The organism is Bacteroides sp. GD17 (assembly GCF_038448625.1).
GTDB lineage: Bacteria > Bacteroidota > Bacteroidia > Bacteroidales > Bacteroidaceae > Bacteroides.
Genome location: NZ_JBCEZS010000002.1, coordinates 97,569 through 115,021, shown reverse-complemented (window position 1 = coordinate 115,021; position 17,453 = coordinate 97,569). Strand labels below are relative to the sequence as shown.

Genomic DNA, 17,453 nt, shown 5'->3' with positions numbered 1-17,453 from the left:
ATTCAACATTGTTTTAATTTTCATTTCGTTGATCAACGATGCAAAGGTGAGGATATATACGCTCTAAAACAAAGGAAACAGCCCCGCGGGAACTGTTTCCCAAAATAAGTTTATAAAGTACTGATTCATATACCCTTATATACACTACAAAATATACGAGAATGAATCACTTTAAAGAATACACCAGCGAAATAGCCGCTTTTGTCGGTCCCAGGTAATTCCTTTTGTACTGTCCTTGCCGGTCGCCGCAGGCATAGCAACTATACCGGTTGTAGCGGGTATAGAGGTACCCTAATCCTGCAGAAAAGTCCAGACTCCATCTCATGGATAATGGAAACTGATAACCTACCGTCAATCCGGCACCGGCAGCCCAGCCTTTGTATCTTCTCTCTTTCAAGGCTGGTATAAACCGGATGCCTCCTGCGTTGTATTCACCACCGAATACATTGATTCCTACATTCCAACCCAGAAAAGATTCGCAGAACCAATACCTTGTCTCTGCCGATGCCAGCCAATGGTGCAGTTTCGGATTGACTGTATTTCCGTTTGCATCCGCATATTGTGCAAATCGGAAAGGATTATAAGCAGCCATCAGGGAAGCAGTATAATGCCTGTTCATCTTCCACTCCACACCGATGTTCGGGGTGCTGGTGGCAAGATACAGCAGATTTGTCTTCAGCTCTACATCCTGTCCCCATAGCGATAAGGTCAGTAATCCGGCTAATACCAATAAAGAGAATCGTTTCATTGCAGTTCTATCATTTTGTCAATCCCATTTCGTTCCATCAGTTCACATCCACATCCGTACAGGTTTTCTGTCAGCCATAGCTTTGCATGCTGCATCCACGGTTGATATATACATGAATCCGTATATTCCACCATACCTGCACCCCGTTTTCCGCAACGCACAGCTACCATATCACCTTCTTTCCCGTTCAACTCACGCAGATACATCAGATGTCGCCACTTTCCGTTCACCATGATGGGACGCAATACCTGCCGGTTTACCCCGTCGCTCAATATGGGGGTGAAGAGCCGGAACTCTCTCTTCCCTACCTTTACACTATCCAGCTTTATCCGCAAATCCACTTTCAGAAACGTGTGCTCCACTGTACCGGCTTTTGCCTTAACGGTCATGTCCTGTGCCTGTATCCCCGCATTCCATAGACACACCAGGCTTATTGCCAAACTTATATACCTTATTTCTTTTTTCATCCTATTTTATTTCCCTTTTTCTTTCAAACTACATTCCAATCGTGCAGACGCCGCAGACACATCACCTATCACTAACGTAAACAGATAATTCCTCCGGATATCGAACTTTGCCCCTCCATCAGTTACCATCGGTATGCTCAACGTGTTTTCCGCACCGTTCAGCGTGTAGCGCAAGTAGAGAGTAGGAATATTTTTCGCGCTCGTCGCCAAATATTCATACAGATACAGCACCTTCTTCAAGTCTCCGTTTTCCATATCCACCTGCGAATTTTGTTTCTGCGATACAGGTTTCTTGTAGTCCCATTGCTTGGCAGTGAGCTGCTGCTTGCTATCCCGGCCAAATAGATAGCCCACCGGTGCACAATTCTCTATCCATATATTCTTCAAGCGGAAATTCCTGCTTTCCGGTACATTGTTTTCCACATCCAGCCGTGCCATAATTCGTTGCAGAGATACTTTGCAATCCAAATCCCCCGTGATACTTTCTATCGTCACCCCTGTCATCACAGGACCGTTTTCCATCAGTGCATAGCAACTTTCACCATCTTTCAGACGGCGGTTCGAGGGACACTTTCTCAGTTCATCTATCCGGCTTACCTTTATCTGCATGATGGAGTCGAAGTGCGTGAGCCCCGTTTCGTTGGCAACGAATGCAAAGGCATGTTTTTTTCCCGTTACGTCGACGGGTAATGAGAGCCTGGCAGTACCGCCTCCGCTGTTACTGGTGAAGCTCCCCACGTCCGGCATACCGGGCACATCGCTTTTCACAAGGCTCTGCATGCCTACCAGTACTGTATCCACATCTATCACGAAGTCGTATACCTTCAGCCTGTTTATCTCCCACTCCGATGCCTCCTGGTTGCCCCGCGTGTACTCTATCTCGTCACCCGGCGGAACGCCCAGTCTGAAAGTGATAACCGCTTCGTTTCCGGTCTGTACATCATCAGTCGTCACCTCTTCGCTGCATGCCGCCATCAGCCACAGCATCCCGCCGCCAATCATCCAAAATATAAATCTTCCCATCCTTCCCGTTTTTATAATTCTCGATTCTCAACTCATCCAAAGCTTCCTCCGTCCATCCAATCCTGCACACCTACCTCCGCTTCCAGTTTCACGCCCACATGTCCGTCCAGATATACGGTAACGATGATTCCGTATTCCTGTCTTTCTACTGTAGAAAGCCGGTATCCCCATGCTGCAAATGCTCTTTTTAAATCTATCTCCGGTGTAACGGGGACGTATCCTTCCTCTTTCCGGCACCACACATTCAGCAGAGGGGCGTTATCATTCGTACATCGCAGGGTGATGAAGTTCGCCTTTAGTTCCAGACTCTCCAAAGCACAATCCAGATGATGCTCCCCTGTCCAGTCCGAGGCATACGGTATATGCTTTTCTCCCAACGGATACCCTTGTTTCCCGTCCAGCTCGTACGTGGTGGCACATCCACTGAGTGAGATCCGGTAGCAAGGCTCGTTGCTCATCAGCGGAGGCAGGTTTTTCCAGACTACCTTTATCCGCAGTTTACAGTGCACGTTTGCCATGTGGGTGACGAAGTGCTGCTCCCTGCTGTCGCTTTTCATGTTTAAGGTGAAGCGCTTTATTCCGTAGTATAGCGGATCGGCATTCTCTCCTTTTGTACCAGCTATATGCAGTAAGAAGTCTTCCGCATGGCTGCCTTGTTCGGGCGTTTCTATTAAAGTAGACTGTCCGGCATTACCTACAGTTATCATGGTGTAGGTTCCCGCCTCCATATCATCCAGATATTGCAGTTGCAGGTTCCCTTCCGATGGCACTTCACGCACGAAGCGTTCGGAGTCATCGAAGAGGAAATGCCGCATGGAGCGTATGTTCTGCTTAAACAGCTCTTTTCCGTCTGTCAGATAGATATATTCCATAACGACGTGATCGCAGCACAAGTCCCGTTCGTCACCTACATCGCAGGCAACGAAGAAAAGGCAGAAAAAGGCAACTATAAAAATATCATATCTGAATGGCTTCAACATCGTTCATTTCTTTTGTAACTGCAATTAGTTTGAAAAGAAAGCGGTTGAAAGGTTGGGGAGAGAAAAAAACTTTCTATTTATTCAATAGGATAGAAATCGTTCTTTACTAAATCATAGAAAGCCGATGCATGATAGATAATACCATGCTTAGTTATAAATGAGTTATTCCAATTATTATCTTCAATTATTTCATAAAGGAGTTGCAAATTTGATTCCACGTTCTTTTGCCGTTTGTTTTATATCATCTCCTTTTTGAATACATTTACGTATAGCACGTTTATCCTCCAATATTTTTTGGAAGATTGACGTAAACTTATGTTCTGCATTTTTGCCCATAAAAGAAGGTTCTCTAATTTTATAAAAAAACACACATTTATTACTTCAAAGAGAAATGTTTTGTTTCAAATCACAAGCAAAATCAACTCTTTTTTGTTCCAAATCACAAGCAAAATTCGCTTGATTTTGTTGCAAATCACAAGCAAGTTGATTTTAATTGTACCTGTAAGGATAGAAATCGGATCAGTCATAAAACCTGGTAGATATCTTTCTATGAGTTATGTGATGCTTACTATTATTCATAGCGGGACTGACAGGAGTTATATATTTTTAGACAGAAGAACAAAAGAACAAAAGAAGAGACATAAATCAGATAATCTGCATAGAAAATTTGTTCTTTTGTTCTTCTGCCTAAAAATAATTCCTTTCTCATTTAACTCATAATGCGAAAGAAATGAATGAAATGATAAACATGAGTATCTCAAACTCTCCCGCCTGAAAGGGGGAGTACCCCGTAGGGGGGAGGGGGTCTTACATAAGCTTGCAATACATAAGTCCCTTCGGATGTAAAACCCCTCCGCCCTACGGGCACCTCCCCTTTCAGGCGGAGGAGTTTGAGATACTCTTGCTCATATCCTGTCCGAAATGAAGAAAATGTCAGCCAGTAGTAGCTAAAACCACCAGGTTTTGCGACTGATCCTAGAAATCATTTTTAAAAGTATATACCTCTGAAAATGAAGAATGATAGTTCGAAAAGTCAATAAAATAAGCATGATAGATAATACCATGCTTAGTTATAAATGTCATCTTTTGTTTTCATACTCTTACTCATCTTTCCACTTGCCGAGATGTTTTTCTATCATCTCTTCTGTTTTCTCTTTGCGGACGTTTTTGTTAGCAACAACAGAAGCAGTGAGTCGGGTGGCCAATCGCAATTTAATGTCATCATTCAGCGATTTTAGCATTTCCCAGTAGGTATCGGTTAATTTTAATGTATTATCCATACTTGTCTGTCTTTATTGTAACAAAGATACAGCTTTCTCTTCAATATACAACAAACCTTCTCTCTTTTTCTTTCCCCAACATTTCAAAGACCGTTCTTTTTCTTTTCCGACTCCACGACCGGATTACGCGAACTACGCGGAATGAAACGGACAAACACGGGCTCTCTATGGAGAAAACGTATTTGTCCGTTATATATGCGCTTGAAGATTGCTCTAAAAGGCTAATACTGGGCGAATAAAACCAACCGTATATTTCTCATTTAAGCCAACATTAAAATGGGCTGCAAATTGATTTTTGTTGCCATTCCAGAATCCTCTTGCAGCGTATATAGGACCTTGAGTGGTGGTGTATAGCCAATCAGTCCCTGATAAAGGCATTGCATCATATTGACTATCTTGCAATCCTCCGAATAATCGTTTTATATTCTGGGAGACATTCTCTGCTCCGTAATATTCATTTGTTGCTTGGCCTGTGTTGAGGGTTGTTGTGCTTGAAACATTAGCATAAGTAAAATTACGGGCAATAGCTACTATTTGTCCGAGAGCGGGAAGATACCAACCACTTGTTTTTGAAGTGGGTACTTTTACAGAATAATTCATAGCATATTCGAAAACCGGGTATTCGTTCAGTTTGTTGTTGTCTTTTATGTTCTTGCAATTAGTGTACCCGTCTAAGTCATTTATGGCATCCTGCATTGTAGTATATGTCGGCACATAAGTCGATAGTCCTTCTGTGCTTTTCCATTGGGTATTAGTAGCAGTAGTTATATTTTTCAATGCAACAATATATCCTCTCGTAAATCCGGCATCTTTATCTTTTTGGCTCGGCATATTCGAGAATATGATGCCAATGCAGTTTCTGGTGGCATCGGGTCCCGGTTTGGTAGCAGCCCATTCCAATCGCCCGTTGAACTTCATTTTCCGCAATCCTCCATCACTGAAAGTTACGTCATCTTCGCCTTCGGTATAATATACATAGTCACCAATCTTCCCTAAGAAGTTAGCATTTCCTTCTTTATACTCAATGTCGAGTTCACTATTATGTATATTTACTCTTTCACCTGTAGTCCAGTCTATTACTTCCAGCGTATAAGTTCCATACGTGCAGTTCAGATTGATACGGAAAAGAGTGTTGCGCTTGGCGGCAAGACTTACATCTTCTGCTTTCAGATAGATGATCATCTCTTTATTGTCCGTACCACCCAGTTTGTAGCTCACCTTGACAGCGGTGGCACCGTCATTCTCGGTTCCGGTATTGATGTTTTCGTAGCTATACAAAGTTAATGTTTCTGCCTGAGTTGTTGGGTCAGTAACCACATTGCCTCCGCTCTCTGTGTTCCATGCCACTGCTTCCGAATTATTAATGTCATCCTTATCCATCGTAGTAGGCGTAACTATGCCCGATTTCGCAGGCGCTTTCAGCAACTGCACGCTGTTTATTTTAGCTCCTTGTCCTTCAGTAGCCGTTCCGTCCCCCGGTTGTGAATTCACAATATCGAAGCGTACCGCCAGACGTGTCAACAGAATGGTACCGCTGCTGGTGGGCGTATCAGATGCAATGGTGATGTTCTTTCGCCCGCTGGACATCAAGAAAGAGCCTGCTTCTCCGGTTCCACTTTTGGATTGATCTGCGGCAGCTGTTGTTTCCAATGCCTCGAAATCGGTAAGCGTAGCCGTTACAGGCGTCAGAGTCTTCATGGCAGTCACCAGGTCTGCGTCCGGATTGGCTATAAAGTAAGCGGTATAATCGCCTGCATAATAGGGCTGGAAGGTGTAGTTGCCATCATCACCTTTAGTTATCTTGTCATAATCCACCGTTCCGGGCTGGTCTGTTGTTTCGCTTTCCGTACTGAATAGCTTGTACAGGCTCCCGTCCTCAGTGAACAGGGCAATGTAGAGTGACTCTACATTTTTCTCCTTGTCTTTAGCTTCCGACGTGGCACGTGTAGTGGTTGTGCCGGCTGCCGCTCCACCCAGATTGAATGTAAAAGTACCGGCTTTCCGGGTGGCGTCCGGTATACCGGATGCCAGATCTTCTTCGTTGCTGCATCCGCTCAGTAGAGTAGCGGTGCAAAGCATCATGCCGCTCATCAGTGCCATGCCGATGCGTTTCAATGTCATTATGTTCGTTTTCATACTTTACTCATTTTTTTATGTTTCAAACAAATTTATTCAAGATTAGAATTGATTTCATTGTATTCCCAGTCGCTCACCTTGATGCTGAATGCTAATTCCTGGCCTTGCTCCTTAGTGTCACCTATCTGAAGGGTGTAGATATAATTGCGAAGAATATCAAAACGCTTGTTGTTGGTGCCGTCCACCAATTTTATTTCTACGGTATTGGGCGCTCCATTCAGTTTATAGCCGACAAGCAGGGAGGGAGACGGAGTGGAAGTTCCTCCTCGGGTAGCCAAGTATTCGTAAGCATAGAACACTTTCTTGTACCATACTCCGGGACGTCCGTTGTCGCTGATGGTGGCTCTGTTGGCATCCGGCAGCGTCGAATTGTATCCCGTTGTGGTGAATACCGGATTCTGGCCCAACGTCAGAGGGGCGGGAGTAACATAATCCCAAATGCTGGCCGTCCTACCGCCGTCCATGTCCTTATCAAACAAATAGCCATTAAGGGCAGCATTTTTCAGCTGCAGTGAGATTAGCTCGAAGTTGCGTTGCTCACTTACGTACACTTCTGCGTCGAAGCGTGCCACAAGGCGGGTCAGAGAGATCGCATTTTGTTGCGTGTTTTCGCCTGCTTTAAGTGTTATTTCATCTGTAATACCTGTCATGGCAAGTCCATTCACAGTGCCGAGGAAGTCGGCTGTGGTGCTATTGTTGGACATCATTTTGTCCGCTACGCTTCTGCGAAAGGTATTGAGAGTAGTGGTACCCACCACCATGGCATCCTCAAAGGCCGTACAGCCGTCATTCGCCAAAAATGCAAATTGATGCACTTCACCTATGGAACCGGGGATGGAAATGCGTACCTGATATTGCGCAGTGGTAGCAGTGGGGGCATAACTACCCGAAGCCAACTGGTCGGTCGCTTCCGCTTGTTTCAGCGTATAGACATTTGCCAGTACCATCACATTGGCATCATTCTTTTTAAAGTCGTACACTTTCAAGGAGTTGACGGTACGTTCGGATTCATCTTGCATGAGAGGGGCGTCTGCGCGCGTAAATTGTACTTCGTCTCCCTGCGGAAGGCCCAAATTGAACACTACGGAAGCATCTTTGCTGTTACCATAGTCACCATCCGGTGCCTCATTGCTGCATCCTGCCGTCAGTAACGCGGCAGTGCACAATGCAAACATAGTCTGCATGATTTGTTTGTTGCTCATAATTCAACTGTTTTATTTGTTAATAAATAGAATATTTTTGAATTCCGATTAAAGGTCGAATAACTTAATGTCCTTCAGATAGAGTCGTGTCATTTGGTTCACCACACCGAGCTTTTGTGCCGCCCGTCCGTAGCGCATGTAGAACTGTTCGGTAGTGGGATGGTTACAGTTCAGATGTTCCCCGGTCGCTTCGAGAATATCGAGCAAGGAGATTTCACTCGATTTACGTAAAAGGCGATAAGAAGCGGGTAAATGCGGTTTTGCCTTGTCAGTGCAGCATATAAGTCCTGCATTCGCAAGTTTTTGTAGAAGGATGCATTGTGCATCTTCACTCAAAGCATATTCCTTGATCTGGAAATGGTCTGCGTCCATATAAATGTCATTCAGCATCGCAATTGCGACTTGTGTCATTGGTGTTATCATAAGGTTGATTCTATATGTTTTGTACATGCTTTCCGTTCCGATTCTTTGTAAGAAGGGGGATGGAACGTTTGTAAATCAATGTTTTACATTTTAAACGGCTATTTTGACGTTTGGTACACTTTTAGTCGCTTATCTTTCTGATTATTATACACATAGAAGGCTTAAAGTGTCCAAAAAACGTTCGTTTTTTGGACGTCAATATTTAGAAAAACAGAAGTATCGAAGTTTAATAAAAGAGAACGGAAATTTAAATTATAAAAAGCAAATGGTATTATACTAAATATCAACATATTATATAATAAGCAAAAGAGCACTACGAAATATTTTTATTAAACATTTTGCAGATATAAAAAACTACATTATCTTTGCGTCCATTAAACGAACGTTTAAAAATCATTTTCTCATCACCTTTAATAATATCTGAATATCAGAATATTATCCTCTATTATTAGATTAGAAATTAAGTTTTGCACCCACATCACTTTCAAGAAATAAAAAAGAAATATACCTTTGCATTTATTTTACATTTTAGAATAATTTTAATTATTAACCAAAAAAGAAGTACAAATGGATGCAAAAAAAGCATTAGAAAGTAAAGGAAAAAAACGAAAGTCACTTCGTTTGAGAACAACGTAAAGAACAATGTATCAGATGTAAAAGGGAATGTAGGAAGGCCAATAAGTGGAACGGTTATAGGAATACGACCGGAATGCAGAAAAAAGGTCATCAAGCTAATCATCATAGCACATTATAGGAACTTCTTTATAGAAGAAAATCCAACAAGCATAAAAGCTTTGGCACATTGGGCTTATACAAGTATAACCTTCATAGGCTACAACAATAAACCACTGTCAGAGAACACAATAACGCAAGAATTTGGAGAAATATGGAGAGAGATGAAGAAAAACAGAGTTATATAATAATGGATAAGTAAGAGAAGAATATCGGACAATATTTAAAAATTAACAACGTATAAAGATTTAGCTTTATCTTTGACGCCACTTTAGCAAAGATCAAGCCACAACTGAAAAGATGCCGCTTCCTCAAGAAAAAGGCATCTTTCTTTTTATACCTGATTATCTGCTGAATAAACAACAAATTTATTAATTCAAATTGAACAAAATGAAGAAAATGAAAAAGCCCGCTTCACTTCACGAAGCACTCAGAAATCTATGGAAAATACGCATCATGCTTGAAAAGGGGTACACGGAAACGTGTGCCTCTTGGATGGCAGAAAGAATCGAAAGTCTTATCGACCACATGCAATACGGCTACGCGCTCATTGCCTATCACAAACAGGACGGGACATTCAAGCTGGTAAAAGCAACCCTTCGGTTCTACGAAACAAGCTTCCAAAGAGAGTATAACATCACCAAAGTGACAAGTACCATCGTCTATTGGGACGTGGAGCTGCAAGCATGGAGAAGCTTCCAAATGGAAAACTTCCTGGAATGGAGACCGATTAATTGAGAACGAAAAGTGAAAAATTAAAAGTGAAAAATTAAAAATTAGAAGAAATGGCAATGACGTATGGGGGAATGCTATATTTCCCGTTTAAAGTAAGCTTCATGGACGAAGTACCGATAGAATTGGCAGAAGCTAAATTCGGATTGAAAAGCACAGCAGCAATTATGAAGCTGCTGTGCAAGATACACAAAGAAAACGGATATTACCTGAAGTGGGATGAAGAGCAATGCCTGCTCTTCACCAATAAGGCGGGAAAGGACATCAACGAGCAAGAGATGCAGGGCATTGTGGATATTCTGGTGGAAAAGGGATTCTTCGACCTGAAAACATACCGGGAACAGCAGGTGCTAACTTCCATTGAAATACAGAAAGTATGGCTCGAAGCCACCAAGCGGAGAAAAAGGGACTTACCATCCCTACCCTACATGCTGGTTAAAGCAGAGGGAAGCGAAAAAGATGACAAAGATAATAAAGGCGATACAGGCAACGAAAACGGTAATTGTACGCAAGAACAGGGAAATTGCACGCAACATGCAGACAATTCCTCCGAAAATGCATGCAATCCACAACAAAGCAAAGAAAGCAAAGCAAATGAAAGTAGAGCAAACGAAAGTAAAGCACTTCCCCCTCTGACTCCCCCGGGGGAGAACGGAGGAAATGTGCCGGGAAATTCTTCGATAGAGATTCCGGGATATGCCTACAACAAGCAGACCCATAACCTGGAATGCCTGCTGCTGGACATGGAGCAACTGCACATCAACAATCCGGACGAACAGAAAACCATCCTGCGACTGTCAGACTACGGCAGACTGGGGCATCCCGTATGGAGAATCATCCACGATACACGATGGAGCGTAGTAAACACCAAAGGAAAGTACCTCATCGCAGCCCTCGCCAAAGAGAAAAGAAACATCAAGGGAACAAATTAACTTCGTGTCGCCCAAAGTATTAATATCGTGTCATACAAGAAACAAATATCGTGTCGGCAGGAAATTAATTTCCTGTTGACACGATATTAATCTCCTATTTGGAGGTCTATAAGAAGTAATACTTTTTGGGTTTTCATTTTTATGCTTTTAATATTGTTTACAAAGTTAAATATTTGCTATCTTTGCGTCAAGTATGTATAAATATTAGCATGATGCATACTAAAAAGAAACTTATGCTGAATACAGAAACCATACAATCACTCATTAATAGCGGAGAAGGTTATAATGTAGAGTTCAAAGTCCGTGTACCCTCAAAAGTTCGTGAACTAACAGAGGAAATTTGCGCTTTCGCTAATGCAGACGGAGGATATTTATTCATTGGTATAGATGATAACGGACGGATTATTGGCACAGATTTAGAGAATGACAAACGTTCAGCCATTCAAGGTTCTATCAGTGAAATATCTCCGGCTCTTCATTGTAATATGTATGCGGTAAGTATCGAAGATAAGACAGTTTGGGTAATTGATGTTCCGTCAGGCAAAGATAAGCCTTATATATTTTCTGGTTCTATTTTTGTGCGTGAGGGAACAAACTCACAGAAGCTTCGTACTGTCGAAGAAATGCGTAGTTTCTTTCAGGAATGCAACAAAATATTTTTTGATACTATCCCTTGTTCGTGGTTCAACATCTACACAGATGCAGACGAACAAGCGATAAAAGACTTTCGCACGGAAGCAAAGCTAAGTCCATTGACTGCTGACAAACAGATATTTGAGAATTTGGAACTATTTACGGATAAAGGAATAGCCAAGAATGGTGCAGCCATGTTTTTTGGAAAACAACCTGAACGAAAATTTCCACACGCAGTAACAAGATGCGTTCTTTTCAAAGGAACTACTAAGGTATATATCATAGATGATAAAAGCTTTGGTGGTCCGCTGTACCAGCAATATTTGCAGGCTATGGCATGGCTGAAAAGTAAACTGCAAGTAGCTTATAAAATTGAGGGAGCAGGACCGAGAGAAGAGATTTGGGAAATTCCTCTTACAGTATTTAAAGAAGCCATTATTAACGCCCTCTCCCATCGTGACTATTACGAACAGGGAGCAACCATTACTATAGAAATGTTTGATGACCGAGTAGAGGTTTCCAATCCCGGAGGACTTTTACCTATCGTAGCCAAAAATTTCGGGCATAAAAGCATGACACGTAATCCATTAATCTTTGGATTGTTTACCCGTATGCATTTGGTCGAAAGGGTGGCATCCGGCATACCCCGTATGCAGGAAGCCATGAAGGAAGCTAATCTTCCTGAACCTGAATTTCATACGGACGGGATGTTTACAGTAGTGTTCAAACGACAAAATGCTAACTCTGCCAACCATGACATAGTAAATGACATAGTAAATGGCATAGTAAATGAGAATGAACAAGCCATTATCAATTTATTGGCGACAACTCCTGGCTCAAATGCATCTGAAATCAGCAAACATTTAAATAAGAGTTTGAGAACAACAATGCGATACATCAAGACTTTACAAGATAAAGACTTAATAGAGTTTAGAGGTGCACCGAAAAACGGAGGATATTTTAAAAAAATATAGTTCTAAAGAAAGCAATAAATACAGAAGATGTCGTAGAACAGAACGTATCATATAATAGCTGACCTGGAGTAATACATGCATAATTTTACATTTTTTGAACACAAAACATGAAATAATATAAAATTGTCCTTATCTTTGCGTCGGAATTGGCAATCGGGAAGACAAACCTGCCTACCGATGCAAGGGAATCCGGTGCAAAACCGGAGCTGTACCTGCAGCTGTAATCCTCACAGAAAGATGCCTGTAACTACAAAAGCCACTGTTGCGACGGCGCAATGGGAAGGCAGTACAGGCAGAGGAGAGCCAGAATACCTACCAACTTCCATAACTTGAGTACGTAGCTTCCAGGGTTAGAAGCGATGTCCCCATATAATAATAATAGGTAGCCTATTTTATTCTTTCGGGTCATTACCATTCATGCATAGAAGCAACGTGCCGTTTTATTTATTCAAAAAAAATCGGCTGACGATGAAATACAAGTATTGGCTTGGGGTAGTATTGTTATGTGCAGCACAAACAGCTACCGCACAGAGTATTCTGAAAGATAAAGACGAGAAGGTAGGTGTAATAGCACAAAACAAGGTTGTTCTATCAGGAACTGTTACCGACAAGCATGGCACCCCTCTGCCACAGGTAACGATTGCAGTGGAAAATACAACCTCCGGCACATATACCGATGACAATGGCAGGTATTCCTTACCCATCACGCCCGGCAAGTACACACTGGTCGTATCATACGTGGGCTACCAAACCCTGAAGACCTCCCTCAACATTCAGCAAAACAAGAAAGCGGACTTCACCCTCGAAGAAAGTTCCGTCACCCTCAACTCGGTCGAGGTGTACGGCAAAACACAAACACAGCGGGTGAAAGAAGGCGCTTTCGCTGTCAATGCACTCGACATCAAACCGATCATAAACTCACTGAACAACCTGAACAGCCTGGTGAACCGCACCACCGGCATCAAGGTAAGAGAGGAAGGCGGGGTAGGTTCGGACTTCGACCTCTCCATCAACGGAATGTCGGGCAACTCAATCCGCTACTTTCTGGACGGAGTACCCTTGGATACAAAAGGAAGCGAAGTTTCATTGGCAAACCTGCCGGTAAACATCATAGACCGGATAGAGATTTATAAAGGAGTAGTCCCCGCCAGTCTGGGTACAGATGCCTTAGGCGGTGCAATCAATATCATCACCAAGCAGGAAAAGAAAAACTACCTGGACGTGTCCTACGGCATCGGCTCTTTCCATACACACAAAGCGGACTTGAACACACAGTTTGTGGAGCCTAAGACGGGATTGATCATCAAGCCCACCATCGGAGTAAACTACTCCAAGAACGACTATATGATGAAAGACGTTGAAGTTTGGGACGAAGACGTACGCAAATACGTCCTGACCAACCGCAGACGTTTCCACGATGATTACTTCTCGTTCCTGGGACAAGTAGAAGTAGGCTTTGCCAACAAATCATGGGCAGATGCTTTTTTTGTTTCGGGATCCTACTCCAAAGTCAATAAAGAGTTGCAGACCGGTTCCGTTCAAAGCAAGGTCTACGGCATGGCGGAAAGGGAATCGGATGCCTGGAACGTTTCGGCACGCTATCAGAAGCATAACTTCATTTTGAAGAATATGCAACTGAATGCTTTCCTGTCTCACACCTGGGATCACTCGCTGACTACGGACACCGCATACCGCAAGTACGACTGGAATGGCGATTATATTGTAAGTTCACGCAATGAAATAACGGGACGCGGACGCTCCATGCGTCACTACAAGCGTCCGTTGACCATTGCCCGCGCCAATCTGAATTATCAGCTGAATCACCATCACAGCCTCAACCTGAATTACCTGCTGAGTCGTACGGGAAACAACCGCTACGATGAAGTAGACGTTGACTTTGAAGCCGCCAACGACGTCCTGGCAAAGCATGTGCTCGGTTTCTCCTATAACCAGTCCTTCTTCAATGGAAAAATGAACAACACCTTCTTTGCCAAGGAGTACATCAACCACCTGAACATCCGGCAAACAGATTTACCCAGCATCACAGGTTCAAAGAACATAAGCGGTGCCGTAACCAAAGAGTACTACGGATATGGTGCCGGGTCACGTTTCACACTTGTAGAACCTTTCTCCATAAAACTCTCCTATGAACATAGTGTCCGTCTGCCCCTTGCCCGCGAATTGCTGGGCAACGGTACCACCATTTATGCCAACGTAGCATTGAATCCCGAGAGCAGTGACAACGTCAACCTGGGAGTCTTCGGGACGTGGCATCCGGCATCGGGACACACCATCTACTACGAAGCAAACGGATTCCTCCGCTATGTGGACGACTATATTCAAGCCACCGTATCGGAAAAGGAAGGCATGATGCAATACGAAAACGTTCCGGCAGTCAACATCAAAGGCATAGAGGGAGAAGTGCGCTACGACTGGCAAAGCAAACTGCAACTGGCCACCAACGTCAGTTTCCAGGAAGCCCGCGACCAAAAGAGATATAAGACCGACGGCAAGCCATCGGCCACTTACAATAACCGCGTACCCAACCGTCCGTGGCTCTTCGGCAGTGCCGAAGCAAGCTATGTATTCCGCAACGTAGTGCTGCCCGAAAGCAAGTTACGCCTGGGATGCACCTATCAATGGGTGCATTGGTTCTTCCTGACTTGGGAAGCCTACGGTTCACGCGATAGTAAAGCCCGCATCCCGGCACAGCACATCTACAACGCCGATATGACTTATTCATGGAAACGGGGACAATATAACATCTCACTGGAATGCGTAAATATATTAGATAAGTTGGCCTACGACAACTACAAGTTACAGAAGCCGGGCCGCTCCTTCTTCGCTAAATTCAGATTATTTATTAACTAATAAATTTTATTCAAATGAAAAAGTTACATTTGCTATTCAGTTTCCTTATGGTCATGGCTATGACCGTATCGTTCAGTGCATGTTCCGATGATGACGATCCTGCAAAAAAAGAAGAACCGACACCCGATCCGGATCCCGACCCCACCCCGGAGAAATCCAATTACCACTTCGATATCTTCATGAGTATAGACAAGCATGGTGGCATGAACCAGGGTAACGGTACCATCGTAAAGAGCGTAGATGCCCTTACTGCCGACCAAACCATGATCGACATCAAGAACGACGGTGTTGAATTCAACAACAAGGAGGGTAACAACGTATACTCCATAGAGAACATCGTCAAAGGAAAATATTATTATCAGGTACCTAACTCCGGCGAACGCTTCACCAAGTTGCAGATCATAGGAAACTCAGTTGTAGTTAAGCAGGAACAACCTTTCGTAAAGAATACCTATAAAGTACGTTCCTATACACACGCCTGGACCGACGACAATACCCTTATCATCATGGCAGCCAATGGCGACGTGGACAAGATTCTGTGGACCAAGCTCAATGCCGATGATTTGAGAATCCTCGACGAGGGTACTCTGGACCTTCCTCTTCCCGAAGGTGCCAAAGCATTTACGACTTCAGGCATCCTTACTTACAATGAAAAAGCAGGTAAGCTCTTCTACTTCTACTTTGGCAAAACCACATCCGGTAGAGGCGGCAAAGCAACGTCCAACTTTCTGACGGCTACCATCAATCCTTCTACTATGGAGATAGAGACCATCAACGTCAACACTCTTGCCGCCGAAATGGCAGGCAGTGCCTACGGAGAACTGTTACAGAACTGCGTGATGTACGACGAAGAAGGCAACCTCTACCTGGCTGCATATACCGATGCCAATGATATGGAGCAAGGACACCTGATCCGCATCAAAAAGGGAGAAGTAGACTTCGATACCACTTATGAAGGCTATCCCGACGCTGACGGTAAGTTGCTTACCGTTCAGTACCTGGGCAATGGAAAGGCATTGGTATATGCCCGTAACGATGCTGCCGGAACTGCTATTGATGATTACAGCCACTACTACTCAATCGTAGACCTTACTACCGGAAGCAGAACACGCTTAAGCTACGACGGTAAAGAAATAGCATACAGTGGCGGACGTTTTGCGCAACGCACTGTAGTCGTTGACGGAAAAGCATATATCGGTGTAAATACGAAAGATGCCAATCCTTGCATTTACATCTACGACATTGCAACCGGCAAGGTAGAGAAAGGCGTGGAAATTGCAGAAGGCTATTACTTCGACATCCTCAGAGTGATAGAAAACGACAAATAATAAGCCGATTCATGAAAAAAGTATTCTCTCTCCTAATGATACTGACTATCTCCCTCCTCTGCCGTGCGCACGAGGGAGGTAATCATGAACACAGCGATATGCTGGCAAATATGAAACCCGGCGACAAAGCCGCCCTGCTCATGGTACACTTCGGTACGACGCACGACGATACCCGCGCGTTGACCATCGATGCCATCAATGCCAAGGCACAAGCCGCCTTCCCCGAACTGAAATTCCAAGAGGCTTATACCTCACGCATCATTATCCGCCGACTGAAACAGCGCGGCATTGATAAAATTACTCCACTCGAGGCTCTGCTGCGCCTGCGTGGCGAGGGTTACACACATGTCATCGTGCAGAGCACTAATATTATAGATGGTGTAGAAATGGAATCCCTCCGCCGCGATGTAGAAAGCGTGTTGCCTTTCTTCAAGGAAATCCGCGTAGGCACTCCCCTGCTCTACTCCACGGAAGATGCGGAAAAAGTTGTTGAGATACTTGGGAAACGTCTCGATGCACCTGCACAGGGAAAGAAAACTGCGAAGGAAAACTTCGTCCTCGTAGGTCATGGCACTTATACGCCCAGCACCGCCATCTACAGCCAGATGGACTATATGCTGAAAGCTGCCGGACGGACGAACTTCCATGTAGGTACCATCGAAGGCTATCCTACTTTCGAGACAATGCTGGCACAACTCAAAGCTGCGAAAGCTAAGAAAGTAACGCTTGTCCCCTTTATGTTCGTTGCCGGCGACCATGCTAAGAACGACATTGCCGGTGAATGGAAGGAAGCACTCGAAAAAGAAGACTTCACGGTCAATGCACGTCTTGAAGGCTTGGGACAAGTACCCGAAATACAGGATATATTCATCGAACACATCCGTTTCGGGCTGAAACACCGGATGCTGGACATTATGACCAAGAAAGCCGCTTATGCTGCCGGAAAAGACCCGGAATAAATATATAGTCCTATTTCTTGCTTAATTCCCCCA

Annotated in this window: 14 protein-coding genes and 1 riboswitch; of the genes, 6 read left to right on the top strand and 8 right to left on the bottom strand. The window is 43.8% G+C overall.

The window, feature by feature from the left end; genetic code table 11:
- Window positions 1–166: 166 nt before the first annotated feature.
- The 8 genes from AAE250_RS03745 to AAE250_RS03710 form a co-directional block, all read right to left on the bottom strand.
- Window positions 167–748 carry a DUF3575 domain-containing protein gene (locus AAE250_RS03745; RefSeq protein WP_294600854.1) on the bottom strand — a complete coding sequence of 194 codons (582 nt, stop codon included), beginning with the start codon at window positions 746–748 and terminating at the stop codon, window positions 167–169.
- Window positions 745–1,215: a hypothetical protein gene (locus AAE250_RS03740; protein ID WP_294600852.1), complete on the bottom strand. Its 471-nt coding sequence runs from the start codon at window positions 1,213–1,215 to the stop codon at window positions 745–747. Before AAE250_RS03740 ends, AAE250_RS03745 begins: the two co-directional genes overlap by 4 nt.
- A gap of 6 nt (window positions 1,216–1,221) precedes the next feature.
- A complete protein-coding gene (locus tag AAE250_RS03735; RefSeq protein ID WP_294600850.1) occupies window positions 1,222–2,238 on the bottom strand; it encodes a hypothetical protein in 1,017 nt (338 codons plus the stop codon).
- A 32-nt stretch (window positions 2,239–2,270) separates the two neighbouring features.
- Window positions 2,271–3,218, bottom strand: a complete 948-nt coding sequence (locus AAE250_RS03730) for a FimB/Mfa2 family fimbrial subunit (protein ID WP_294600848.1) — start codon at window positions 3,216–3,218, stop codon at window positions 2,271–2,273.
- Window positions 3,219–4,318: 1,100 nt separating this feature from the next.
- Window positions 4,319–4,498, bottom strand: coding sequence for a hypothetical protein (locus tag AAE250_RS03725; protein WP_294600847.1), 180 nt, complete (start codon window positions 4,496–4,498; stop codon window positions 4,319–4,321).
- A 213-nt stretch (window positions 4,499–4,711) separates the two neighbouring features.
- Entirely contained in the window at window positions 4,712–6,634 is a 1,923-nt protein-coding gene (locus tag AAE250_RS03720; protein WP_294600845.1) for a fimbrial protein, read from the bottom strand.
- A 32-nt stretch (window positions 6,635–6,666) separates the two neighbouring features.
- Entirely contained in the window at window positions 6,667–7,836 is a 1,170-nt protein-coding gene (locus AAE250_RS03715; RefSeq protein WP_294600843.1) for a fimbrial protein, read from the bottom strand.
- 48 nt (window positions 7,837–7,884) lie between these two features.
- Complete coding sequence (locus tag AAE250_RS03710) at window positions 7,885–8,247, bottom strand: hypothetical protein (RefSeq protein ID WP_342288724.1); 363 nt, start codon at window positions 8,245–8,247, stop codon at window positions 7,885–7,887.
- A gap of 1,134 nt (window positions 8,248–9,381) precedes the next feature.
- Here AAE250_RS03710 and AAE250_RS03705 point away from each other — a divergent pair.
- The 6 genes from AAE250_RS03705 (at window position 9,382) to AAE250_RS03680 (ending at window position 17,420) form a co-directional block, all read left to right on the top strand.
- Window positions 9,382–9,729 carry an SH3 beta-barrel fold-containing protein gene (locus tag AAE250_RS03705; protein WP_294600840.1) on the top strand — a complete coding sequence of 116 codons (348 nt, stop codon included), beginning with the start codon at window positions 9,382–9,384 and terminating at the stop codon, window positions 9,727–9,729.
- Between the two features lie 47 nt (window positions 9,730–9,776).
- Window positions 9,777–10,655, top strand: a complete 879-nt coding sequence (locus AAE250_RS03700; protein ID WP_342288723.1) for a DUF4373 domain-containing protein — start codon at window positions 9,777–9,779, stop codon at window positions 10,653–10,655.
- A 233-nt stretch (window positions 10,656–10,888) separates the two neighbouring features.
- Window positions 10,889–12,262 carry an AlbA family DNA-binding domain-containing protein gene (locus AAE250_RS03695; protein WP_294600836.1) on the top strand — a complete coding sequence of 458 codons (1,374 nt, stop codon included), beginning with the start codon at window positions 10,889–10,891 and terminating at the stop codon, window positions 12,260–12,262.
- Window positions 12,263–12,392: 130 nt separating this feature from the next.
- A riboswitch (cobalamin riboswitch) is annotated at window positions 12,393–12,596 on the top strand.
- A gap of 83 nt (window positions 12,597–12,679) precedes the next feature.
- Complete coding sequence (locus AAE250_RS03690; protein ID WP_294600834.1) at window positions 12,680–15,133, top strand: TonB-dependent receptor; 2,454 nt, start codon at window positions 12,680–12,682, stop codon at window positions 15,131–15,133.
- 14 nt (window positions 15,134–15,147) lie between these two features.
- Window positions 15,148–16,461: a hypothetical protein gene (locus AAE250_RS03685; protein ID WP_294600832.1), complete on the top strand. Its 1,314-nt coding sequence runs from the start codon at window positions 15,148–15,150 to the stop codon at window positions 16,459–16,461.
- Between the two features lie 11 nt (window positions 16,462–16,472).
- Window positions 16,473–17,420: a sirohydrochlorin cobaltochelatase gene (locus AAE250_RS03680; protein ID WP_294600831.1), complete on the top strand. Its 948-nt coding sequence runs from the start codon at window positions 16,473–16,475 to the stop codon at window positions 17,418–17,420.
- Window positions 17,421–17,453: the final 33 nt, after the last annotated feature.

Bases quoted from the DNA above. Each gene is read 5' to 3' on its own strand.
- AAE250_RS03685 (WP_294600832.1), top strand. From the start codon at position 15,148: ATGAAAAAGTTACATTTGCTATTCAGTTTCCTTATGGTCATGGCTATG.
- AAE250_RS03705 (WP_294600840.1), top strand. From the start codon at position 9,382: ATGAAGAAAATGAAAAAGCCCGCTTCACTTCACGAAGCACTCAGAAAT.
- AAE250_RS03740 (WP_294600852.1), bottom strand. From the start codon at position 1,215: ATGAAAAAAGAAATAAGGTATATAAGTTTGGCAATAAGCCTGGTGTGT.
- AAE250_RS03735 (WP_294600850.1), bottom strand. From the start codon at position 2,238: ATGGGAAGATTTATATTTTGGATGATTGGCGGCGGGATGCTGTGGCTG.
- AAE250_RS03730 (WP_294600848.1), bottom strand. From the start codon at position 3,218: ATGTTGAAGCCATTCAGATATGATATTTTTATAGTTGCCTTTTTCTGC.
- AAE250_RS03695 (WP_294600836.1), top strand. From the start codon at position 10,889: ATGCTGAATACAGAAACCATACAATCACTCATTAATAGCGGAGAAGGT.
- AAE250_RS03710 (WP_342288724.1), bottom strand. From the start codon at position 8,247: ATGACACAAGTCGCAATTGCGATGCTGAATGACATTTATATGGACGCA.
- AAE250_RS03715 (WP_294600843.1), bottom strand. From the start codon at position 7,836: ATGAGCAACAAACAAATCATGCAGACTATGTTTGCATTGTGCACTGCC.
- AAE250_RS03690 (WP_294600834.1), top strand. From the start codon at position 12,680: ATGCATAGAAGCAACGTGCCGTTTTATTTATTCAAAAAAAATCGGCTG.
- AAE250_RS03720 (WP_294600845.1), bottom strand. From the start codon at position 6,634: ATGAAAACGAACATAATGACATTGAAACGCATCGGCATGGCACTGATG.
- AAE250_RS03680 (WP_294600831.1), top strand. From the start codon at position 16,473: ATGAAAAAAGTATTCTCTCTCCTAATGATACTGACTATCTCCCTCCTC.
- AAE250_RS03745 (WP_294600854.1), bottom strand. From the start codon at position 748: ATGAAACGATTCTCTTTATTGGTATTAGCCGGATTACTGACCTTATCG.
- AAE250_RS03725 (WP_294600847.1), bottom strand. From the start codon at position 4,498: ATGGATAATACATTAAAATTAACCGATACCTACTGGGAAATGCTAAAA.
- AAE250_RS03700 (WP_342288723.1), top strand. From the start codon at position 9,777: ATGGCAATGACGTATGGGGGAATGCTATATTTCCCGTTTAAAGTAAGC.